The following is a 24607-nucleotide window of genomic DNA, read 5'->3' on the forward strand; positions in this document are numbered from 1 at the left end:
ATGGAAATTCTATATGTAAGTAGGTCTAAAACAGGCAGGCCCCATCCTTTTATCATTGAACAAGCAGATGTTCTATGCAAAGATTATGGTCATTCCATTCATCATTATTTGATAAAAAAAGGAGGCCTCTGGGGTTATTTATTGGCTAGTTATCAGATTTATATCCATACCAAAAAAGTTAAAACTGATATTATTCACGTCCATTATGGACTTTCTGCCATTGCGGTTATCATTAGTAAATTGTTGAGTCTGGGGAAAATAAAAGTGGTCATTACCTTTCATGGGAGTGATATCAACAAAAGCTCTGAAAGGATATTTTCCCTTTTTGCCGCCCAATATTCCGCCCATAACATTCTAGTTTCCAATAAAATGTCCCGGTATTTCCGGAAAAACTACTCCATAATTCCCTGCGGAATAGATACCAAGATTGGATTAAACTTCAGGGAAATGACGCGAGCTTTAAAAGGTTGGGGAAATGATGATTTTATTATCCTCTTTTCGTCCAGTTTTAACAGAAGGGAAAAAGACCCCGAATTTGCCTTTGAAGTGGTCAATACATTTGCTCAGGAAACACAAAAACAGGTAAAGTTCCTTGAGTTAAAGGGTTACCACAGGGAGGAAATCACCCAACTAATGCAGGCTGCAGATGTAATGATAATGTGCAGTCAGATAGAAGGCAGCCCACAGGTGGTGAAGGAATCTATCCTAAACTCCCTCCCAGTAATTTCTAATGACGTGGGAGATGTCAAATTTATCTGTTCAGAGGTAGACAATTGTTTTATCATTCCAAAAAATGTGGAAAGTTATGTCCAAGTCCTCCACTACTTATCTGAGAAAAAGCTTAGGGTCCAAAACCGCAGCCCCATATTGGAAAAATTTGATAACCAGCAAATTGCAAAAAAAATAAACAAGATTTATGATTTAGTCGCCAGGATTTAATTTTCACTATGAATATTTTAATTGACATAAAACATCCTGCCCAGCTTAACCTCTTTAAAAATTTATCAAAAGAATTAAAGGAAGAGGGTTGGGAAGTGACTATCTGTTATTTGGAAAGAGGGAAACTCCCCAAAATCATTCAGGCTGAATATAATGATTTTGACCCGATTGCAGTTGGAAGCAGCAAGGGGACCAAATGGTCAATCATTTGGAATGGCAACTTAAAAAGGACCTTCAACTTTCTAAACCTTATTAAAAAGCACCGATTTGATATCTGCATAGCGGCAAGCAGTATCCCCTTGGCAGTTGCTTGCCGGTTAACCCGAACTCCTATCATTCAATTTTATGATGATCCGGAAAGAAAGGGCGTAAACAGATTAAATGAAATTTTCTCCGATAAGCTGTTCTTTCCCCCAATAGTCCCAAAAAACAATAAAGTTTCCACATTTGATTGTTTGAAGGAATGGAGTTACCTCAGCCCAAAAAGATTTCGGCCTAGTACAAAGATATTAGAAGAATACGGGCTAAAACCCCATGAATATGTATTTGTAAGGGAAGTCAGTAATAAGTCCTTCAATTATTATGGACAAGAGGAAGGCATCATTCAAAAAATGTCCAACGATATTCCATCAAATACCAAAGTGGTTTTGTCCTTGGAGGATAAAAGTCAAATAAAAAAATATCCCCACCATTGGCAATTGCTTCAAGAACCGGTGGGGGACATTCACTCATTAATATATTATTCAAAACTTTTAATCTCCTCAGGAGACAGTATGGCTAGAGAGGGGGCCATGTTAGGCGTCCCCAGTGTTTATTGCGGCTTCCGGAAGATGAAAGCCAATGAATTACTTATGGACAAGGGAATATTAAAACATCTTCCCGGAGAAACAGCAATACCTTGGATTTCAGACATCCTCAACAAAAAATTTGATCAAAATCAACAAGATAATCAAAGAAGCCAATTACAGGAAAATTGGTGTGACATGGTGGAATTTATGAAGGAACAAATTCATCACTTTAAAAAAACTAAAAAATGAATATATCAATTTTTGGATTAGGATATGTAGGGTGTGTCAGCTTGGGCTGTCTGGCCAAAAATGGCCACCACCTTACAGGCGTAGATGTAAGCGAATATAAAGTAAATATGATCAATAAAGGGCGTCCTACCATTTTAGAAAAGGATATTGATCATATTATCAAAAGTGCCCATGATGAAGGCAAAATACAGGCTACCACCTGTGCTGATGAGGCCGTTTACAATACAGATTTAAGCATTATATGTGTGGGAACCCCTTCCTCCACCAATGGTCATCTGGACCTTTCCTATATTTTCAGAACAGCAGAGGGAATTGGGGAAGCTTTGAAGGAAAAAGATAGTTTCCATACCATAGTTATCAGAAGTACAGTTTTACCAGGCACTAACCAAAAAGTCGGTGAAATTATTGAAAAGGTATCTCAAAAAAAGTTAGGGAAAGATTTTGCTGTTATTTCCAATCCAGAGTTTTTGAGGGAAGGATCTGCTGTGAAGGATTACTTCCACCCTTCGGTGACGGTTATCGGGGGCGACCATCCCGAAGCCATTGAAAAAGTGGCCTCTTTATATAAAGATTTGGAAGCTCCCATCGAAATTACTGACATCAAAATTGCAGAATTGATAAAATATGTCAACAACTCCTTCCATGCCCTAAAAATCACCTTCGCCAATGAAGTTGGTAACATTTGCAAGGCGCTTGAAATCGATTCCCATAAATTGATGTCTCTTTTTTGCATGGATTCCAACCTGAATATATCCAAAGCTTATTTCAAACCGGGATTTGCATATGGAGGGTCTTGCTTACCCAAAGACCTAAAAGGTTTGGTTACCCTTGGACATGACAATTATTTGAACACTCCTGTATTGGGGGGAATTGCAGATTCAAATGAAAACCAAAAAAAGCGGGCTTTCACCCTGATTGAAAATACAGGTAAAAAGAATATCTGCCTTTTGGGATTGAGCTTTAAAGAAGGCACCGATGATTTGAGGTACAGCCCATCGGTTGATTTGGCAGAAACACTGATTGGGAAAGGATATCACCTGACCATTTTTGATGAAAATGTTCAGCTTTCCAAACTAATCGGCGCCAATGAAGCCTACATAAATGACAAATTACCTCATTTATCTGACCTGCTTTCCAATGACATCCAAGAGGCCATTTCCAAGGCTGAAGTGCTGATAGTCAATCACCGCAATTTTGACCCAACTCCCTATTATTCATTATTTGAAAAGAAAACCAAAATAATTGATTTGGTAAGGGTGAAGGAGTTGGAACATCTACCTAATTATGAAGGGATTTGTTGGTAACCACCTTTTCAGTTGGTTGTAAACATAATTAAATAACACCTCTTCTTTTTCTTTTTAAATCAGAATACGATGATTTCAACCGAAAAAAAGTATACATCTGATGATGTCACTCCTAAGGAAAAAATAAGTTTGCTTACAGGTGATCAAGTGATTACCGCTATTCAAGACGAACATTTTTTAACCCAATGGGATGAGCTATATCAAAAATGTTCATGGAGCACAGTTTTTCAAAACCCTAATTTTGTCACCCACTGGTATCAAATTTACAGGGATGAATTTGAACCCATTATGGTCACTTATTATAAGGGGCAAAATCTGGCCGGATTATTAACAATGGCCATAAGTTCACAAAAAGAGGGTACATCAAAGAAAAATTACCGCGGAAAAATAATTGGGGCAGGCCATTATGAAGCAGAATATCAATCCTGGCTTTCCACCCCGGAGGAAAATGATGAATTTATTCATCAGGCTTTAACCTTGATAAACAGGGATTTTCCCAATTGCCATATATTCTTTAGGTATTTGATTCCGGAAGTTCCATTAGGTTGGATAGATACTTATCCAAAATGGAGAAAAAAAACCGTGATGCAAGCTTATAAAAGGCCCATCATGCGGATGGATGACCCTGAAATTTCTAAGTTATTCCGAAAAAAAGAATTTAGAAATAAATACAACCGCCTTAAAAGATTCGGAGACCTCTCTTTCAAGAAAATATCAGATCAAGAGGAATTTTCCCAGGTTCTCCCTATCCTAATAGAACAGTTTGAATTTAGGCAAATGGCCATGTTTAATAAATGCCAATTTACCGATAGCCCCGAAAAATTGGAGTTTTTAATGGCCCTGTTTGAACAAGGCTTACTGCATGCCACCATTCTAAAAGTTGATGATGAAATAGTGGCCTCTATTTTAGGCTTAATGGAAAAAACTGGTACCACCTGGGTGCTATCAATACCCACTCTCCCGTTTATGGTAACCATTCCCCTGGATTTGTTCACTTTATTCTTCTTGGAGAATTATTATCCCAAAACAGCCAAAACATATTTGACCTTACTCCCGGTGGAGATGCCTACAAGGAACGAATGGCAACAGATCATGACCATGTCACTGAAATGTGCATTGCAGGAAGCCAACTTTTTGATAAAAAACAACGGCTAAAATATCTTTTCCATGATTACCTTATGCGATGGAAAAAAAGGCCTATGTCCATTCAGCTGGCCCTGAAAAAAAAGAAATATAATTTCAAACATAGATTGAAAAAAATCAAAAATTATGGGCTTAAGGCACTGCTATCAAAAGACCAGCCAATATTAGACAAAAAGCAGGAAACATTATATCCCGTCCAGTTACCCACCAGCATTGACCAAATAATGGTACCTGTAAAAAGAAATAAATTAGGAGATTTATTGGCATACGAGGAGGATCAATATGGAAGAAGTCCATGGGAATTTCTGGAAGATTCCATGTTAAAATATGCTGAGGAATTCCATGCTATTACCTGGGCAGAAAATGGGGTGCTTTTAGCTTGCGCATGGGTTTGTTCCGATAAAAGGTGGACAAAATTATTTGGGGTACCATTTCCAGGCAAACCCCATCCCGTGATAACGGATATTTTTTACCATCCCCAAATAAAGGACCGTTTAGGAGATTTTATTTCTGCAACTATTATTAAAGTGCTGAGCCAGAAAAAGGATCCTAAAATTTACATCTGCTCTCACCCCAAAAAAACAGGAATTCAAGAATGGGTGAGGCAGCATAAACAAGGATAAAAAAAGGTAACATTTAAATGGTTTAATAATTTTAACCCTGAGATTGGAGGACTCCGACTATGAGCTTACGTCGACTAGCAATATGGCCAACCCTGCCTTTAAACACCTATTTTAGAAAACCTGCTGACCAGACACCCTTTCCATTAAACCAGGAAGGTTGCCGGATATTCAGTTTGGCAAGACAAGCCATATGGAATGCCTCCAAGTCAATGGGGCTTCAAGAAAATGATGTCATATTAACCCCTGCCTACCACCATGGGTCGGAAGTAGAAGCTTTATTGCAAGCAGGCCTAAAAATAAAATATTATGATATAAATGAAAACCTGGAGCCTGATCCTGAGGAATTAGAATCACTGATTACTGAAGAAGTAAAGGCCTTTTACCTTATCCATTACCTCGGATTTCCTCAAAATGCCACTTTTTGGAAAACTTGGTGTGAAAAACACCAATTGATCTTTATTGAAGATGCTGCTCAAGCCTTTTTGGCACATTTTCAGGGGCAACCTCTGGGTTCTTTTGGGCAGATGGGGATATTTTGCCTTTACAAGACTTATGGGATTCCAGATGGTGGAGCGGTCATTTGCACTTCTCCCCCTTCTTTGCCTCAGGTTCCTGCAAAACTGGGCTGGTGGAAAGTATTCAAAAGGCATTTCAACTGGGTGGCAGCCCATAGAGGTGAGCTGGGGGCTATCCATTTATGGGTTAGTCCCATAATTAGATGGTGGAAAGTTAAACGATATAAACCCCATGCAGAATTTAATCTGGATGACCCTAACACTCCACCAACCAAATTGACCCTATCCCTGCTTCCTAAGCTTCTTTCTGAGGAAACATTTGAAATCAGAAGGAAGAATTACCAATACCTTTTGGACCAAATTTCGGAATGGGTCCCAATGCCCTTTCGGAAGTTAACTGAAGGGGCTTGTCCTTTTGCTTTTCCAGTGCAAATGGATAACCCTACTGCATTTCTAGAAAAATTACGCAAAAAAGGGGTAATGGGATTACTTTTTTGGATCAACCCTCATCCCTCTCTACCGGTAGAGTCATTCCCTCAAAGTAAAAAATTCAGGGAAAAAATGTTGGCTTTACCTGTTCATCAAGAACTGAATCAATCAGAATTGGACCAAATTATCCATGCGGTAAAAACTTCCATTTGAAAAGAATGCTCCGACATGGATACATTTTCACCTATAACACTTCCCAATGAAGTTTATTAATAATCTCCAAGTACCCTCCCTGTCTAGGAATTATTGAATTAAATCAATATGAAATTACTTTTGGGCAATAATGCCCTTGATTACCTTTTTGATCCAGATATAAAAAGTAAATGGAACCGGTTGGCTGGCCAATGCCAATGGGCTACAGCCTTTCAGCAATGGGAATTTATTTCCAGTTGGTACCAATTGTATAAGGATCAATATCAACCCGTTTTGGTTCTGGAAAATCAGGAGGGAATTTTAACTGGAGTCTTTCCTTTGGCGATGGATCAGAAGGGATGGATCATTGGTGCTGGTGCAGACCAAGCGGAATACCAGGTTTGGATTTATCAAAATGAAAATTGTCTTGATTTTGTTCATAAAGCGATCCAATTATTATGGAATGAGCTGCCTTTAAATGGAATACACCTGAAATACCTTCCCTATTCCACCCCTGGTCTGGAATTCAATTCCCTGAGGCAGTGGAAAAACCGAACTCTTCTAAAAACCCATCCCCACCCGTTACTTTTGGCGGATGGGGAAGCCATGTCCCGTGAATTGGGGAAAAAAAACAAAAGAGAAAAGGTAAATCGCCTGAAAAGGCGGGGAGCATTGAATTTTGAGAGAATCACCGATCAAAACCTGTTTGACCATATAATAGATGATTTAATTACCCAATGCGATTTTAGAAAAGGGGCAGTGTATGGAAATCAATTGTTTTCGGATGATCCGTTCAGAAAACCTTTTTTAATTAAGCTTTTTCAATTAGGCTTACTCCATGTTACCCTTCTTAAACTTGATGAGGAGATAATCGCTTCTAATGTGGGGGTAATGGGAAATAAATGGGTCCACTTACAAGGAATCAATACCCACTCTCCTTTCCAAGCTAAACATTCTCCAGGAATCCTCCATTTCCTAATGTTGGGTCAATTATTAGAAAAAGAAGGTTTTGAAGTATTTGACCTTACTCCAGGTGCTGATCCCTATAAAAGTATGTTAGCCAACCAATATCAGGAGGCATATGAACTGACCATTGGTCATCCATTACCCATACTTAAACGAAAATGGAAACAGGGTATCAATAAATGGGTAAAAGATGGGTTGAAAAATAAGGGTTATAGTGACAGGTTCCTCAAATCTTCAAAAGCCAATTTTATTTTTAAAAAGCAACAATGGTTACATATTATTAAGCAGGGCCCAATTTTTTATTTCAAAAAGCTACTTCTTAATAAAAATAGCTCCGAATCAGGTCATCTTTGGAAGATTGAAAAAAATGGTGGCTTTGATTCGGTAAAACAAAATGGGCTTAATTTGGAGAAAAATAATCTAAAAGATTTATTGAAATATGACCCTAAGGGAGAGTTAGTTACCAAACAGGCATTTTTGATGGATTGTATGAAACGCCTTGAGGAAGGGCAACAAGTTTATACTTATACCAAAAATAACAAATTGGATTTTTTGGTATGGCTAACCCATCAACCCCAATCCATAATAAAGAAATCTAATAAACTGGACATAAAAACCCCTTCATGCCTAATTTATAATTTTTATTATAGGGTTAAGGGCCAAAATAATGGGCCCTTAACCCTATTGGCAATAAAAGATTGTATTACTCATAATTTGGATAAAAACATCCTAATTCTTTCAAACCAAGATTACTTTCAAAATAAAATAGAAGGGTTCGAAATAAAACCGGTTTTGGAGGTATAAATTTAGCGATCTGGTCATCATTTTTTTGATGGAAAAATCACCCTATAAATTGAAACTTTTATAATTAAATCCAATTCCATGAAGATTACCCTAACCAACATTCTGAAAGCCATTATGGCCTATGGTCTCATTATTAGCGGATCAGTAAATAGAGCAAAGAATAAAGCTTTGCAAGGAAATTATATTTTGGGCATTTATTTCCACGACCCCTCCTATAAGGAATTTAAAAACACCATCAATTGGCTAAAAAAGAATAATTTTCAGTTTATCACACCACAACAGCTGACCCAAATCATCCAAAAAAAGCAGGAAATCCCCAAAGGGGCCGTAATAATAACCGTGGATGATGGGTGGAGAGACAACGAAAAAAATATGGTGGCTCTGGCAGAAAAGTTTGAAATTCCTATAACCATTTTCGTTTCTACCGAGCCTGTGGAAAATGGGACTTATTGGTGGTCAAAAGTATTACAAGCAAAAAAAAACCATTTTAATAAAGCCCCTTCTGTCCAAGAATTAAAAAAATTACCCAATGAGGAAAGGTTATTTCAAATCGAAAAATTAAAGCAGGACAATGTCAATGGTCAAAATTACAGGGATGCTATGGACATTGATCAAATAAAGCGAATTTCAAAGTCAAAATATGTCCATATTGGAGGACATACGCATACTCATCCCATTTTACCAAATTGTTCTTACAATCAAGTATATGAAGAACTGGAATTGTCCAAAAAAAAACTGGAAAGCTGGACCAATAAAGAAATAACAACTTTTGCTTATCCCAATGGAGACTATTCTTTCAGGGAAATTTCCATATTAAAAAAATTGGATTATCAGTTAGCATTTACTTGTGAGCCTGAAAAAATCAATCCACACAATATTTCCAATCCCTACCTCATTCCCAGGTTTGCGTTTTTGGAAGGGGCTTCCCAGGCAGAAAATATCTGTAGGATTATGGGATTATGGCAACCATTGAGGGATAAATTCAGAGCAATATTTTCCAACCAGCCTGTTGTGTATTCCGAATACAAATATAAAAACAAATCAGTCTGAAGGATCTTTGAATTAGGAATTCCAAGCTTGGATTCTACAATTTGTTGCTTGTTAATGGTAATAATTGCCCCTTATTTAATAGCCACCCCATATAGAGATGGAATCAAGCGTTTGGCCGTCTTTCTTATATATTTTTTAGGAAATATTGGTAGAATTTTTTCCAAAGCTCCAAAATAAATATAAGGTAAACTTACGTCTATCCTGCTTCCCCTCCACCTTGTAAGAAAATCCGAATAATTTAGATCCTTTAGCAAAGCTTTAATTTCGGAATAGGTCCACTCTTTTAAATGAAAACATTCTGCTTCATCACAAAAATAGGCTGAAATATCGTGTGGGCCGCTTAACCTATGTGGAGTCCGAAACACATATTTGCCACCCTTTTTTAAAATTCGGTGTACCAGCTTAAAATGTAACTCTGTGTCTTCCGGATGGAAATGCTCTATCAATTGATCACTGAATAAGATATCAATAGAATTGCTTTCCACATCGTTCAGATTATAGCCATCATAAACAATTAATTGAAAATTTTTTGGAGCATTTTCCTTCGAATCTCGTTGATCAGAAATATCTATACCATAAGCAAATTTTACGTATTTAGCCACCTCATATACAAACCTGCAGTCCCCGGGAGCAAATTCCACGAATATCAAATCTTCATTTAAAAACTTCTTAATAAGCCGTAATTTTTCCTTATTAGCTTGTGCAGTTAATTGTTCTGAATTTCTTCTTGTCAACCTGGAGTGATCAGGTACTTTACTGAACAATTCATCGTACATAGAGCCAAGGATTTCCTGTCTCTGTTCCCTATTAGATTTCCTCAGCCTATCTGAAATCGATTTTTCAACCAAATAGTGATTTAAAATCTGCTCATATGTCCGGTTGGGAGGGAGTTTTTTTTTCAATTTCAACATCATGCAGTGGTTTTGGTTTAGCAGAGAAATTCATAATACAATATACAAAAATCAAAGGACAACATTCAAAAACAGATCTACAAAACAGTGATTTTAAAACATTTTTTTTCAATGTTAAATACCTGACATTCTTCACATTACAACAATAGGTTTAGATTTTGACAGAGAATCAGGAAATCGAATCAAGTGGACATTACCATTTCATTTATATCTTTTTAGAGGACAATTTCCTACACAAATAAATTACAGATTTCCCTCATTCTTTTCAGCAATAAAAATTTATAGATAAAATCAATTAATTGAGAAATTCAATCAGAACAATTCGAGCCAATCTAAAGCCTTGTGAGGATACGTATGAATAAGTAGTACTCTTCTTGGTTTTGGAGATTACAGGAATATTTCCAAAATACCCATAAAATTTTCAGAATTATTACCCTTAAAAAAGGGAGTTTTTTTTTATTATTAAACCTATTTTTTACTAAAATATATTCTTTCCTGGAATAGCTAACCTGCATAAAATTTCCGAAATGATCAGAAAGATTTAAGGAATATGCAATGCTTTTTGAAAGGCAACCGGTTTATATAAAAATGTCAGGAATATTAAAAAAAAGGATGATTAATCCTTGATTACAAAGACTAACCATCCCATGAAAAAATGAATATCAATAATTATTTGATATAATTTTCGCTTCCTTCACTAATGGTAAAAGTAAACGTTGTAGAGGTTCCAGGAACTTTTTCTCCATTCACTTCATAATATGGAGTTACTATTAATTCATAATCTCCAGGATACAAACCATCTCCATACCAGAAATCTCCATTCCCATCATCTCCATTCAAGGCAAATGGATATTCATCATCAATACTGCTTCGATTATCCTCTCCACTAAGTTCAAACTTCACTTCAGCAGGTTGTTCAGATCCAAAATTTGGAACAATCGAAAGCCGGTGATCTTCGGCAACGATGTGGTCTCCTGAATAGAAATTACCAATAGTTCCATCAGGACTTGTATTCATCAAAGTAAGGTAATTGATGGGGGAACCTAAACTTTCAGAAGTGGTACTTTCCTCCTCTTCTACGGAGCTTGTCGTTTCTCCTGCAACATATCCTCCTTCTTCAGTAATATAATTTTCTTCTCCGGCTTCAATAGTGAAGGTATAAGTAATAGACTCCTGGGCAACTCCATTATTATATGGTGTAATCACCAATTCATAATTACCAGGATACAAACCATCTCCATACCAGAAATCTCCATTCCCATCATCTCCATTCAAGGCGAATGGAAATTCATCATCAACAGCAATCCGGTTATCTGCCCCGCTCAATTCAAATTGAACTGAGGTAGGTCGATTTGTTCCAAATTCTGGAACTATGGATAAACGGTGATCTTTGGCAATGATTAGAGCACCTGAATTAAAATTATCCACAGGCTCATCATAGCTGGTATTGATCAATGTAAGGTAATTGATTGGGAATTCTGTTTCATAAGGTGATAAAGTACTTTCTTCTTCCTCAATTACAGGGCTAGTGCTTTCTTCTTCTTCAATTACAGGGCTAGTGGTTTCACCGGTAACATATACCCCTTCTTCAGTAATAATATTATCCTCACCTTCTTCAATAGTGAAAGTATAAGTAAGGGGTTCTCGGGCAACTTCATCATCATATGGAGTAATCACCAACTTATAATCACCGGGATACAAACCGTCTCCATACCAGAAATTTCCATTTCCATCATCCCCATTCAAAGCAAATGGAAATTCATCATCCACTAAAGTTCTGTTATCTGTCCCACTCAATTCAAACCGAACTGAAGAAGGTTGGTCTGCACCAAATTCTGGAACAATTGATAACCGGTGGTTTTTAGCTGTGATCAAAGCTCCGGTTCCAAATTGCCCAATAGGCTCATCAGAACTGGTATTAATCAAGGTAAGGCCTACTCCTTCAGTTGATGTTGTACTATCATCCACATCATTTTCCAGTACAGGTTCTTCCTCTAAATCTGAACTAGAACTGACTCCTCCCAGGGTAGACATTTCTTCAAATGAGGCATTTTCATCTCCCATGCGGACATTGTCAAAATACATAACCCTAAGGTCAGTATCAGTGGTCTCATCGTAATTCCAGTCATCTTTGTAGATACCAATTTTCCATCTTGGAAGGTCATAGTCTTTGTTCAAATTGCCCCCATTGATATTTAGCATTTTTTCTCCATTCATCCAGAGTTCTACCAAACCATCACTGTCACCGGAGTGGATAATATGGATTACAAATTCATTCCAAGTGTCCTTTTGAACTGCTGCAATATCATAATCCTTCCTTTCTTCCTTGGTTGGTCCACTTTTCAGGAAGAATCTATCATCTTCTACACGCAATGTGGTTGTGGGACTACCGGATCCGCTTCCCTGGTGCCACTGGTTTATGATATCATTGTTACTATCTTTTTTAAATCCATCAGATGGCAAATAAAGGCTAAAAGAGTACCATCTTTCATTGTGGTCCTGATCTGGGAACAACACTTCTGACCTGGTTCCACTGGAAGCCATTTCATCATCATCCCTTAATTCAAACCTACCGGAATAAGCTCCTTCAAATACCGGATCCTGAGACCTTCCAAAAGAGTAATCTTCCGAATATTGGTGATGGGCAAAGGAAAGTGGGTCACTATCCTCGAAAGTTTCAAAATAAATTAAATTGGCAGAACTTGTTGCCTTATAAATTTCTTCGCTCTCTAGATTTGATTCTTCTAATCCCGAAACATCACATGCAGACATACCTACTCCTATAAGGGAAGCAGCCATGATGTATCTTAGGTTGGTGTTAAGAAAATTCATTAATTGTATCTTTATATTTTTCTGTTTTAATTGAGATATCACCTTAAAGAAGGCAATGCAAACAGTACTCTTATCAAGTACTTTTCACTTCATCTTTTCTATTATTTATTTTTTTCGTGCCCTTTGGCTTCACCTTTTATTTTTTTACCAGAATTACCTGCCTCAAAAACTTCTACTGAGGTGGATTCACCATCAGTGCTGTCTGTGGTGGTATCGTCATCAGTACTATTATTAGTGGTACTGTCATCAGGGCTGTCTGTGGTAGAACCATCATCAGTGGTACTGTCTGTGGTAGAACCATCATCAGTGGTGCTATCTGTAGAGGAACTGTCGTCAGTGATTTCTTCTTCCTCAATTACGGTGCTTGTTGTTTCTTCTGTAACATATACACCTTCCTCAGTTATAATATTTTCATCCCCTTCCTCAATTGTAAAAGTATAGGTAAGAGAAGCCCGGGCCACTCCATCCTCATAAGGGGTTATTACCAATTCATAATCACCTGGGTATAATCCTTCCCCATACCAGAAGTCACCATTTCCATCATCCCCGTTTAAGGCAAATGGATATTCATCATCTTCTGAAGTTCTATTATCCTGCCCACTCAATTCAAATTGAACAGATGAAGGTTGATCTGCACCAAATTCAGGGACTATGGATAGACGGTGGCTTTTAGCAGTGATCAACGCTCCGGTGCCAAACTGGCCAATAGGCTCATCAGAACTGGTATTAATCAGGGTAAGCCCTACTCCTTCGGTTGGAGTTGTACTATCATCACTTTCGGTTACAGGCTCTTCTTCTATATCTGAGCTAGTGCTGGTTCCCCCTGAAGTCATATCTTCGAATGAAGCGTTTTCATCACCCATACGGACATTATCGAAATACATAATTCTTAGGTCTGTATCGGTAGTTTCATCGTAATTCCAGTCATCTTTGTAGATACCAATTTTCCATCTTGGAAGATCATAGTCTTTGTTCAAGTTTCCGCCCTTGACGTTAAGCACTTGTTCGCCGTTTAACCATACCTCTACCAACCCATCACTGTCACCAGAGTGGATAATATGGAAAACAAATTCATTCCAAGTATCTTTTTGAACTGCTGCAATGTCATAATCCACTCTTTCTTCTTTCGTAGGTCCACTTTTAAGGAAAAAGCGATCATCTTCTATTCTCAAGGTTGTTGTGGGACTTCCTGATCCACCCCCTTGGTGCCACTGGTTAATGATATCATTGTCGCTATCTTTTTTATATCCATCAGAAGGCAAATAAAGGCTAAAGGAATACCACCTTTCATTATGATCTTGTTCAGGGAACAGCACTTCTGACCTGGTCCCATTTGAGGCCATTTCATCATCATCCCTTAATTCAAACCTACCGGAATAAGCTCCTTCAAATACTGGGTCTTGGGCTCTTCCAAAGGAGTAGTCTTCCGAATATTGGTGATGGGCAAAGGAAAGCGGGTCACTATCCTCGAAGTTTTCAAAATAAATTAAATTGGCAGAACTTGTTGCCTTATAAATTTCTTCGCTCTCTAGATTTGATTCTTCTAATCCCGAAATATCACATGCAGACATACCTACTCCTATAAGGGAAGCAGCCATGATATTTCTTAGGTTGGTGTTAAGAAAATTCATTAATTGTATCTTTATATTTTTCTGTTTTAATTGAGATATCACCTTAAAGAAGGCAAAGCAAACAGTACTCTTATCAAGTACTTTTCACTTCATCTTTTCTATTATTTATTTTTTTCGTGCCCTTTGGCTTCACCTTTGATTTTTTTACCAGAATTACCTGCCTCAAAAACTTCTACTGAGGTGGATTCACCATCAGTGCTGGCTGTGGTGGTATCGTCATCAGTACTATTAGTAGTGGTACTGTCATCAGGGCTGGCTGTGGTCGTACTGTCTGTTGTGGAATCAGTATCGGTGGTTTCATCTGAATTTGTAGCTCCAATTGAGGTCATTTCTTCAAAAGTGGCATTTTCATCTCCCATCCGTACATTGTCAAAATAAAGGATTCTCAGATCGGTATCTGTTGTTTCATCATAGTTCCAATCATCTTTATATATCCCTACTTTCCATCTTGGAAGATCAAAATCCTTATCCATATTGCCTCCATAGAGAGTCAACACTTTTTCGCCATTCATCCAGATCTCTACCAATCCATCATCTCCGGAAGAATGCACAATATGAAACACAAATTCATTCCATGTATCCCTTTCTACCGCGGCAATATCATAATACTCCCTATTGTCTTGATGATCGCCGCTTTCCAATTGAAACCGACCATCCTCAATTCTAAAGGTGGTTGTGGGGCTACCTGATCCACTTCCTTGATGCCATTGGCTAATAATGTCATAATTACTATCAAATTCATAACCTTCCGTAGGCAGGTATAGAGAATAAGAATACCATCTTTCATTGTGGTCTTGTTCAGGGAACAACACTTCCGAGCGCGTTCCATTGGAGGCCATTTCATCATCTTCTCTTAATTCAAAGCGACCAGAATAGTCTCCTTCAAGCACGTGGTCTTGGGATCTTCCAAAAGAGTAATCTTCTGAATATTGGAGGTGGGCAAAGGAAAATGGATCACTTTCCTCGAAGTTTTCCAAAAAAATTAAATTGGCCGAACTAGTTGCCTTATATATTTCTTCCCTTTCTAGATTTGATTCTTCTAATCCCGAAACATCACATGCCGAAATGACTACACCTAAAAGGAAGGCGGTTATTATGTTTCTTAGGTTGGTCATAAGGATATTCATGAATTCTCTCCTAAATGTTCCACATTGAATATTTATAGGTTAGAAAAAGTAAACAGCACCCTCAAAGGGAACTGTTTACTTCATTCTTTCAATTATTTGTTTTTTTCGTGCCCTTTGGCTTCACCTTTGATTTTTTTACCAGAATTACCTGCTTCAAAAATTTCTACTGAAGAGGTACTGTCATCAGTACTGTCCGTAGTGGAATCAGTGCTGTCCGTAGTGGAATCAGTACTGTCTGTAGTGGAACTAGTACTGTCTGTAGTGGAATCAGTGCTGTCCGTGGTGGAATCAGTGCTGTCTGTAGTAGAATCAGTGCTGTCTGTAGTGGAATCAGTACTGTCTGTAGTGGAATCAGTACTGTCTGTAGTGGAATCAGTTGTGGAAGTTTCACCTGAACTTGTAGCAACGAGAGAGGTCATATCTTCAAAAGAGGCATTTTCGTCTCCCATCCGTACATTATCAAAATACATAATTCTTAGATCCGTATCGGTGGTCTCATCGTAATTCCAGTCATCTTTGTAGATACCAATTTTCCATCTTGGAAGGTCATAGTTTTTGTTCAAGTTTCCACCCTTGATGTTAAGCACTTGTTCGCCGTTTAACCATACCTCTACCAGTCCATCGCTGTCACCCGAGTGAATAATATGGAAAACAAATTCATTCCAAGTATCTTTTTGAACTGCTGCAATGTCATAATCCACTCTTTCTTCTTTCGTAGGTCCACTTTTCAGAAAGAAGCGATCATCTTCTATTCTCAAGGTTGTTGTAGGGCTTCCTGATCCACTTCCTTGGTGCCATTGGTTAATGATATCATTGTTACTATCTTTTTTGAATCCATCAGATGGCAAATAAAGGCTAAAAGAATACCATCTTTCATTGTGGTCTTGGTCAGGGAACAACACTTCTGATCTGGTTCCATTGGAAGCCATTTCATCATCATCCCTTAATTCAAAACGACCAGAATAGTTGCCTTCAAATACCGGATCCTGAGCTCTTCCGAAAGAGTAATCTTCTGAATATTGGTGATGGGCAAAGGAAAGCGGGTCGCTGTCTTCAAATGTTTCAAAATAAATCAAGTTAGAGGAGGCCGTAGCACTATAAAATGCTTCGTTTTCCATGTTGGATTCCTCAGAATCTACCAAATCGCAAGAAGAAAATACAGCCCCCATAACAGATAGGGCAATTACATTTTTAAGGTTGATTTTTAAATTTTTCATTGAAAGTTTTAGTTTATTAATTTATTTATCGGTTGAGTTTGGTTTTATTTTATTATTAATACTATTTAATTTTTTATATTCTGTTTTTTTAATATTATTCAAGTATTTTTTTGATACTATTGACACATAAAATCCCCATAATGCTCCATTTTTTGGACATTTCTATTTCACTACACTACTTTATGACGATTAATCGGAGGTGATTATATTTTCCGCATTTCCAGTTTTAAAAATCAATTTTTTGATCTTTATCTATCTTCAAAAACCTCCTTTGACTTTATATAATTATACTGCCTAAAATCCGCTACTTGACATTTCTTCATAGGTCGCCTTTTCATTTCCCATCAGGACATTATCAAAAAACATTACTCTATGATCTGTATCAGTAGTTTCATCGTAATTCCAATCATCTTTGTAAATTCCTATTTTCCACCTTGGAAGTCCAAAATCTTTATCCATGTTCCCCCCTTTGATGTTCAAAACTTTCTCCCCATTGAACCAGAGTTCTACAAGGCCATCTTCCCCAGAGGAATGGACAATGTGAATTACAAAATTATTCCAGGTATCTTTTTGGACTTCAGCAATATCATAATCCACCCTTTCTGCTTTCTTTGGTCCACTTTTCAAAAAGAAGCGATCATCTTCCACTCTCAGGGTTGTGGTTGGACTACCAGAGCCACTCCCTTGGTGCCATTGACTGATAATGTCATTATTGCTGTCAATTTTAAAATCATCAGCTGGCAAATACAGGCTAAATGAATACCACCTTTCATTATGATCTTGTTCAGGAAAAAGCACTTCTGAACGGGTCCCATTACTTGTCATCGGATCGGAATCCCGCAATTCAAACCTGCCAGAATATTTACCCTGATAAGCCGGTTGGGAACTCACTGAAAAAGCATGATCGGTTCCAAACTGCCTATGAAAATCTTCTAATGGTTCCTCTTCCTCAAAAGTCACTTTGTATATAAGGTTTTCTGATTCCCTGCTCCCATTTACCCCAGAAGGTATGGAATCACCCTCTTCAACCATCTGAGCAGCAACTTCCTTCTCATCAACCTCAAGCACTTGAGAATCTGGAAGTGCTTCCTCTTTTCCACCTGCAATCAAATCACAAGAACAAATAATAATACTTACCAATAAATGAAGGCCTAGCATTTTAATTTTTACAAAGTGAGACATTTACCAATACTGAATTAATATAATTAAACGAATAATTTTTGTTTTAATATAAAACACACTAAAAACCAGATTCCTAAAATTGGATTAACCGTTACCCATCCATACTAGAGGGAAAAAGGAATCGATCAGGATACCCTTCACCTCATTTCAAATTCATACATGAATGCATGACAACCCATTCTCCTTCCTTTAAAAAGGTGAAAACTTTCTTGTTGAAAGATTAAGGCGCAACATTATGCATGGGGTAATGAATCTGGTTTAAAGCAGATTACACACCCTTACCTTATGAAATAAAAGGATTTGGAACTTCATCTTGAAAGATGGTTTTACATGGAAAAAGCCCTTTAGGCCATGATCCTGAACCAGTGCTTTACTACTCCCCAATTTAAGCCGACCCACAGGGTCAGATTTCAAATCAGGATTTAAAATATTATCAAAAGATTGTTCCTTAGGGAATTGCACCTGAAAACCGGGCAATAAATCACTTTTGAGAAAAGTGATATCAAAACGCAAAATTTCTGAAAATTCTTTGGCAACCCTTAACAATTCCTGGGTCCCTACAACAATTTTATGTTTTTCTGCATCTAAAATTTTCCAAAAATTGGAGGAAGTACCCGATTGGACGCAGTAATAAAGGGGCCTCCCTTGAGGAAGTTTAAATTTCATTAAGATTTATTCTTATAGGTGGTGGCTTATATTATAAAGGAATTCAATTGAATTCCTTTTATCATTTTTTTTTCTTGGCAGAATTTATTTTTGGTTGGCTAATTTAATCCTGCCAAAAGCTTTTGGGCGACCTTTGTTTCTATGATTCATAAACAGGTTGATTAAGTAGTTCCTTTAATTTTTCCGAATTTAGAGACGTCTCAAGACCTTAAATATTTATGTGATTTTGATTTGGGAATACCCAATAATGATACCAATAAATAAAATTTTAGATACTTTTTGGTGAAAAATAAATGAACTTAAGTTTTTTGTAAATGATTAAAATAAAAAAAGAAATCAATTTTGATTTCTAAATTTTTAATAAAAAAACAGCGGAAATTGACTGATAAGATTCAATCAAAACTAAAACGATAATGTGTGGAATTTTTCCTCAAATTGTAGAGAGACTTTTACAATTGGTGTAAAAATTACATTTATAAAAACTCGTTTTGTCGTTTAGAACTAAAGAATACGTGAAGAGTAATTTTGAACGACAAATTTACAAAATTATATATACCAAACAATTATTATTACAGATTAAATTTTTCAACCCAAATTAAAATGCTTTTGAATGAGTTTTTTTACCGAATATAGTTAACCATATTATCCTGATATCCAGCCACAAAGACCAATTCTCCAAGTACCATAGATCATGTCGAAACCTTTGTTGTTTCTGTTCCTGAGTTTCTGTAGGACCTCTCCATCCATTAACCTGGGCCCAACCTGTAATCCCTGGCTTAAAATAATGCCGAACCATATATTTATCTACAGCTTTTTGAAATTGTTGATTTAAGTAACTTCGGTGTGGTCTGGGACCTACAACACTCATTTCACCAAAAAAGACATTAGCAAATTGGGGTAATTCATCTATGCTGTATTTTCTCAAAATCTTACCAACCCTTGTAATCCTGGGGTCATTAAATTGAGTAGAAGAAATTCCAGCATTATCATTTGTCACCATCGTCCTAAATTTAAATACCCTGAAAGGCCTACCCGCTTTACCAATCCGGACCGGACAGTAAAATACCGGACCTGTAGAATCCATTTTTATTAAAATGGCAATAATCAAAAATAGTGGGGCCAAAAACAATAATGCCAAACTTGAAAAACACCAATCAAAGCATTCTTTGATAAAATTAGATAATTTATTGTCAAGAGGCATTTGACGGGCATTGATCATATCAATTTTTCCATGACGGATTACTTTATAATCTTCCCCAAGCACCTCTTTATAATCGGGAATAAATCGCACCCTAGCCCCGTGATAATCGGCAGTTTTTAGGATGGATTTTATTTTTTTTGAGCATTTTATGGGCAGCGCTACAATAATCTCATCAACATGGTTCTCATTCATATAATCCCCGATATGACTGATATCGCTTACATATTGAGCATCATTATCCGTTGATTTTTCACTGTACTTAACAAACCCCTTAATATTATACCCTAGATTTGGGTGGCCATTAAAATAATGGTTTACTTGATTTACCATATTCCCCATTCCAGTCACCAACACATCCTTGTGCCTGTTTCCATTATTACCCCATCGGTTAATCAAGCTGATGATAATAAAGTTGGTAGTCACCCCTAGCAAAGGAAAACCAATAGAAAAGGCAATGACAGCATTCCTAAAATTAGGGGGAAAAGTAAATATCAGGTAAGTCAATCCAAAAAGCACGATTAGAATAATACATGATTTCAGAAAATTGACAATCCTGCTACTGACATCCTGACCCATGTCAGACAAATAAAGTTTCCTACTCAATACAATCACAAACCATAAAGTGGTAAGCCCAAAGAACACCAACCAATCCATCACCTGGAAACTGTTTTCCTTAAATAATGAAATCGAAAGCAGGAATGTAAGACTTAGGGTGATCACATCCCAAACAAGTAATAAACCTGAAACAAATTTATTAGAATTGTCCATAACATTAGTGGCAAAAATTTCAAATAATATATCCTATATTAATCTTATAACAAGTTCCAATAAACCTTTACTTAAAGAATATTATTGGCAAAAACATGATACAACCAAGAAGATATTTTCACTCTTCAACCATAAGAAATAAAATTGAATAGACAGGTGATTACAGCTTTTTTCTTATGAATCTCACCAAACTTTTAATTTATTAATATTTATCCCATTCACTGTAAAATTAAACCCATTCACTTACAATTTTATCTCTTTCATACACAACCTAAAACAACATAACCAACTGTTTTTCAACAACTTATCGAACTAAACAATTTAACCGATTTCAAGGTCAATTGCAACCAAAAAACAATTTTTTTAATTCGAATCACATTTTTAGAGGTTCTAAATAATTTCACCCAGATTATTTTCAATCCCTATTATTACCTAAACTCCTATTAGGCATAATCCGTTTTTTCTCTGTCATCAAACCAATCTCCCCTTATTATATTTGTAACCTTATTCTCTAAAAACAACAACCTTTAAAAGCATTTATTCCCCTTGGTAATTCAACCTATTTTCTAAACATAAAAAAAAGGCATTTTATCCCATGTTCACATTATTATATGTATAAAAAATTCATCATATGGGGAAAAATATATTAAACAGTAAATTTTAAGGTTGAAAGGTAAAACGAACTTTATCCCCAAAAAAAAAAACGCTCATTTATCCTTCCATATTTTTTCAAAAGATCATCTTCTTCTCCTCTTTTAATCGGGTTAATAAGAAAAAAACCAAGGTCAAATTTGAACCTTGTCTCTCTTGATTGAGGAGGTAATTATTTGAACCTAAAAACTAATTTTTTTCAAAATTCAATAAAATCCACCCAGAAATCATCCAAAGGAATTAAGAATAACCAGACCTATTCCCTCATTTTCCTTAAGGGAAATCAGACAAACTCTCCCCCATATCCTGGAAGACATTGTCCCTCAATTGATAGGAAAATTACTTCATAAACATTTTTGAAAAAACAGGGATTTCAGGCAATTTATTGTCAACCAACTTCCTGATTCTCGAAACATCAAAAAAAACATACTAAAAATCAGACAGTTAGCGTATTTCTTAAAATAAATTGTGCAAATAAAAAAATTATCCATACATTTAAACCAACAAAAATGAATTTCAAATAACTTATTTCGCATTTAATGTTGAAGATAGTGTTAATTGATGATGATCCCATCAGTACGTTTATTACCGAAAAACTGATATCCAAATATCTCCATGAACCTTTCCAAATCTATAAATTTGAAAAAGCTGCAGATGCTTTAAAAAGAATTTACAATATTAGTCCCAATTATTTATTCCTGGACTTGAATATGCCAGAAATGAATGGCTGGGAATTCCTGGAGCAGTTTTCCCCAAGAAAAACCTCTCCCGAAATATATATTCTAAGCAGTTCATTAGACCAAAGAGATATCAACCGGGCCAATGACTATTCCCAAGTAAAGCAATACCTTTCCAAACCCATGATTAACAAATATATTAGTCATATTTTTAATTAATGACCACTTATTTTTTTTTTGATTTTTTCACATCCCACCTATTGAGTTATTTGATTTTTTTATCGTATTTAGCCCAGTAAATCCCTACTAATACTAACCATTTCAACAGGAATTATTATGGTGAAGGACCCTGAAAACGATTATGAAGAATTCGAAGAATTTGACGATTTCAATTTGGAATTTGATAAGGATGATACAGCGTTCAAAGAAGAAATTGATGGAGAATTCTTTGATTTGGAAGACGAAGGTGAACTGGAAGATGAGGATTTTGCCAATTATGAGCTAGAAGATATTGATGAGGATGATTTTGAGGACGATGACTTTGAAGCTTATAATGATGAATTGGACTAAAATTTAAACTCCAGAGGTTACCTTTTTGAAGGTAACCTTGTTTTTTTTATGGGTTGGGCTTTGTCAAAAACCTACATGGTATTAAATTAGCAACCAAAATGGATTCTTAAAATTTTCTATCATATGTTATTAGATATATTTAATTCCCCACTTGGTTCGGGTGCCGAATTGTTCCTGTTAATTGTTTGTATCCTTATCGGATTAGGTGCGGGCCTTTCTACCATGGATATCAGAAACACCCTTTTTAAAGGAAACAGTAAGAAAAAATAATTTTCACTGAAATAGAAAAAGGAGGTGACCAGGTCACCTCCTTTTTTTAATGTACATTCCCCATAAGCCTTCTTATAGGTTTACTTAAAATAAAAAGGACTAAGCTTGCCCCTACTACAGTGCTTACAATTAAGAAATATTGACCGGGCATAGCTTCCAAGGCCGTTTTGCTCCCCCCGCTGGCTTTTCCTGCAATTATCCCAGCAACCAAGTTTCCACAGGCAATCGATAAAAACCACATGCCCATCATTTGTCCCTCAAACTTTTTAGGTGCTAATTTGGTGGTTAAACTTAATCCAACCGGACTTAAGCTCAATTCCCCAAAAGTATGGAGCAGGTAAGTAATCAACAGCCAGGTTGGAGCTACCAAATGTCCTGAAGCTGCAATTTTAGCAGCAAAATACATCACCAAAAACCCCATCCCCAAAAGCAACAGTCCAAAAGCAAACTTTAAAGGAGAACTGGGCTCCAATTGCTTCCTTGCTAACCAAACCCACATGGCTCCAAACAAAGGGGCAAAAATGATAATAAACAGGGAATTGGCTGATTGAAAATATCCGGTCGGAATTTCCCAGCCCAGGACTTGCCGGTCTGTAAAACGCTTTGCAAATAGGTTCAAGGTAGAACCAGCTTGCTCAAACCCAGACCAAAAAATGGCAGAAAAAACAAATAAAATTGCCACCACTCCAACTTTTTTCTTTTGATCGGAATTTAGGCCTCCAAAAAAAATCAAAAAGCCAAAATACAAAAAAGCAACAATAGCAATAAAAGTAAAAGAAGCTTCAGCAATGGCCGCAGCATTGACTGGAATAATTCCTTGAAACATCAGTAATAACAAAAAGGCAACACCTGCCAATACCAAGATGGAGGTGTTGACCAATTTTTTTCTAGCTCTAATTTCCTGAGGTGATTTGGATTTTTTTAACTCTCCTTTTCCCTCCAAATATTTACCACTTAATTTATATTGAATCAACCCTAGCACCATTCCAAATCCTGCAAGCCCAAATCCAAGGTGCCAATCAATTTTAGCAAAGGTACTGCAGGCCAATGGCGCCAAAAATCCCCCAATATTGATTCCCATATAAAAAATAGAAAAACCTGCATCTCTTTTGGCACTTCCCTCAGGGTATAACTGCCCTACTATTGAGCTAATATTGGGCTTAAGCAAGCCAGTTCCCACAACAATAAATATCAGTCCCAGGAAAAAACAAGTAGTATCTAAGCGGGTAACTACTGCGGACTCTTCAAATGATGAGTTTATTAATCCCCAAATTCCCGGTACCCCCATGGTAAAATGCCCTAAGGCAATGATAAGCCCACCATACCAAACGGACTTTTTTAGCCCCAATAACCTGTCAGCAAACCAACCTCCCGGCAAGGCTAACAAATAGACCCCCATAGTGTAAAGCCCGTAAATAGCCCCGGAAGTTTTATCTCCAAAACCAAGCCCTCCATCAACCACAGGGGAAGCCATAAATAATATCAATAAAGCCCGCATACCATAAAAACTGAAACGTTCCCACATCTCAGTAAAAAACAGGGTCATCAGACCTTTGGGATGGCCAAATAATTTGGGCCCCTGTATTTCTTCCGGATAGGCTTTTTTTTGCAAGTCTTTTTCGTGGCTTTCAAATCCTAAATTATCGGTCATGATCTGAAAATTTAGTATTAGTGATATACAATGATAAAAGAATTTTTCATTTTAAACCTATTTGGTTTTATCAAAGGATCTGATTCTACTTCCGAATATTTGGTTAAATCCAATTACAAAACCGATCACCACCGTAAATATAATGTGAAGTAAAAAGTAAAGCGCTCTTTACACTTTTCTCTTTGATTAATACTTGCACCATACATCGGACAACGATGCCCTCAAAAACACCTCATATACCAAAACCAACT

20 protein-coding genes are annotated in these 24607 nt (G+C 36.7%); 11 read left to right on the plus strand and 9 right to left on the minus strand.

Annotated features, from left to right (window positions below; all coding sequences use genetic code 11):
* The 8 genes from QWY93_RS17720 (at position 1) to QWY93_RS17755 (ending at position 9002) form a co-directional block, all read left to right on the plus strand.
* Positions 1–939, plus strand: coding sequence for a glycosyltransferase family 4 protein (locus tag QWY93_RS17720; RefSeq protein WP_290249745.1), 939 nt, complete (start codon positions 1–3; stop codon positions 937–939).
* An 8-nt stretch (positions 940–947) separates the two neighbouring features.
* Positions 948–1976 (plus strand): DUF354 domain-containing protein, encoded by a 1029-nt coding sequence (locus QWY93_RS17725; protein WP_290249746.1) that lies wholly within the window; start codon positions 948–950, stop codon positions 1974–1976.
* Positions 1973–3280 carry a UDP-glucose dehydrogenase family protein gene (locus QWY93_RS17730; protein WP_290249747.1) on the plus strand — a complete coding sequence of 436 codons (1308 nt, stop codon included), beginning with the start codon at positions 1973–1975 and terminating at the stop codon, positions 3278–3280. The genes QWY93_RS17725 and QWY93_RS17730 overlap by 4 nt, the downstream gene beginning before the upstream one ends.
* 69 nt (positions 3281–3349) lie before the next feature.
* Complete coding sequence (locus QWY93_RS17735; RefSeq protein WP_290249748.1) at positions 3350–4435, plus strand: GNAT family N-acetyltransferase; 1086 nt, start codon at positions 3350–3352, stop codon at positions 4433–4435.
* A 44-nt stretch (positions 4436–4479) separates the two neighbouring features.
* Complete coding sequence (locus QWY93_RS17740) at positions 4480–5046, plus strand: hypothetical protein (protein ID WP_290249749.1); 567 nt, start codon at positions 4480–4482, stop codon at positions 5044–5046.
* Between the two features lie 59 nt (positions 5047–5105).
* Positions 5106–6203, plus strand: coding sequence for a DegT/DnrJ/EryC1/StrS family aminotransferase (locus QWY93_RS17745; protein WP_290249750.1), 1098 nt, complete (start codon positions 5106–5108; stop codon positions 6201–6203).
* A 108-nt stretch (positions 6204–6311) separates the two neighbouring features.
* Entirely contained in the window at positions 6312–7952 is a 1641-nt protein-coding gene (locus QWY93_RS17750; RefSeq protein ID WP_290249751.1) for a GNAT family N-acetyltransferase, read from the plus strand.
* Positions 7953–8030: 78 nt separating this feature from the next.
* Positions 8031–9002 (plus strand): polysaccharide deacetylase family protein, encoded by a 972-nt coding sequence (locus QWY93_RS17755; protein WP_290249752.1) that lies wholly within the window; start codon positions 8031–8033, stop codon positions 9000–9002.
* 71 nt (positions 9003–9073) lie between these two features.
* Here the strand turns inward: QWY93_RS17755 and QWY93_RS17760 are convergent, their stop codons facing one another.
* The 8 genes from QWY93_RS17760 to QWY93_RS17795 all read right to left on the minus strand — a co-directional run bounded on the left by QWY93_RS17760 (position 9074) and on the right by QWY93_RS17795 (position 20537).
* Positions 9074–9916: a class I SAM-dependent methyltransferase gene (locus tag QWY93_RS17760; RefSeq protein WP_290249753.1), complete on the minus strand. Its 843-nt coding sequence runs from the start codon at positions 9914–9916 to the stop codon at positions 9074–9076.
* A gap of 666 nt (positions 9917–10582) precedes the next feature.
* Positions 10583–12745 carry a polysaccharide lyase family 20 protein gene (locus QWY93_RS17765; RefSeq protein ID WP_290249754.1) on the minus strand — a complete coding sequence of 721 codons (2163 nt, stop codon included), beginning with the start codon at positions 12743–12745 and terminating at the stop codon, positions 10583–10585.
* A 101-nt stretch (positions 12746–12846) separates the two neighbouring features.
* Positions 12847–14376, minus strand: coding sequence for a polysaccharide lyase family 20 protein (locus QWY93_RS17770; RefSeq protein WP_290249755.1), 1530 nt, complete (start codon positions 14374–14376; stop codon positions 12847–12849).
* A gap of 101 nt (positions 14377–14477) precedes the next feature.
* Positions 14478–15503 (minus strand): polysaccharide lyase family 20 protein, encoded by a 1026-nt coding sequence (locus tag QWY93_RS17775; protein ID WP_290249756.1) that lies wholly within the window; start codon positions 15501–15503, stop codon positions 14478–14480.
* Between the two features lie 92 nt (positions 15504–15595).
* A complete protein-coding gene (locus tag QWY93_RS17780; RefSeq protein ID WP_290249757.1) occupies positions 15596–16720 on the minus strand; it encodes a polysaccharide lyase family 20 protein in 1125 nt (374 codons plus the stop codon).
* A 294-nt stretch (positions 16721–17014) separates the two neighbouring features.
* The gene (locus QWY93_RS17785) at positions 17015–17878 is read right to left on the minus strand and encodes a polysaccharide lyase family 20 protein (protein ID WP_290249758.1); all 864 of its coding nucleotides are present in this window, start codon (positions 17876–17878) and stop codon (positions 17015–17017) included.
* Between the two features lie 282 nt (positions 17879–18160).
* A complete protein-coding gene (locus tag QWY93_RS17790) occupies positions 18161–18568 on the minus strand; it encodes a hypothetical protein (protein WP_290249759.1) in 408 nt (135 codons plus the stop codon).
* Between the two features lie 595 nt (positions 18569–19163).
* Complete coding sequence (locus QWY93_RS17795; RefSeq protein ID WP_290249760.1) at positions 19164–20537, minus strand: undecaprenyl-phosphate glucose phosphotransferase; 1374 nt, start codon at positions 20535–20537, stop codon at positions 19164–19166.
* A 1190-nt stretch (positions 20538–21727) separates the two neighbouring features.
* Here QWY93_RS17795 and QWY93_RS17800 point away from each other — a divergent pair.
* The 3 genes from QWY93_RS17800 (at position 21728) to QWY93_RS17810 (ending at position 22705) form a co-directional block, all read left to right on the plus strand.
* Positions 21728–22084, plus strand: coding sequence for a response regulator (locus QWY93_RS17800; protein WP_290249761.1), 357 nt, complete (start codon positions 21728–21730; stop codon positions 22082–22084).
* Positions 22085–22201: 117 nt separating this feature from the next.
* Positions 22202–22435 (plus strand): hypothetical protein, encoded by a 234-nt coding sequence (locus tag QWY93_RS17805; protein WP_290249762.1) that lies wholly within the window; start codon positions 22202–22204, stop codon positions 22433–22435.
* Positions 22436–22558: 123 nt separating this feature from the next.
* On the plus strand, positions 22559–22705 hold the full coding sequence (locus QWY93_RS17810; protein ID WP_290249763.1) for a hypothetical protein: 147 nt from the start codon (positions 22559–22561) through the stop codon (positions 22703–22705).
* A 46-nt stretch (positions 22706–22751) separates the two neighbouring features.
* On the opposite strand, the gene QWY93_RS17815 is transcribed toward QWY93_RS17810, so the two are convergent.
* Complete coding sequence (locus QWY93_RS17815; protein WP_379945306.1) at positions 22752–24356, minus strand: peptide MFS transporter; 1605 nt, start codon at positions 24354–24356, stop codon at positions 22752–22754.
* Between the last annotated feature and the right edge of the window lie 251 nt (positions 24357–24607).

Source organism: Echinicola jeungdonensis, from assembly GCF_030409905.1.
Taxonomy (GTDB): domain Bacteria; phylum Bacteroidota; class Bacteroidia; order Cytophagales; family Cyclobacteriaceae; genus Echinicola; species Echinicola jeungdonensis.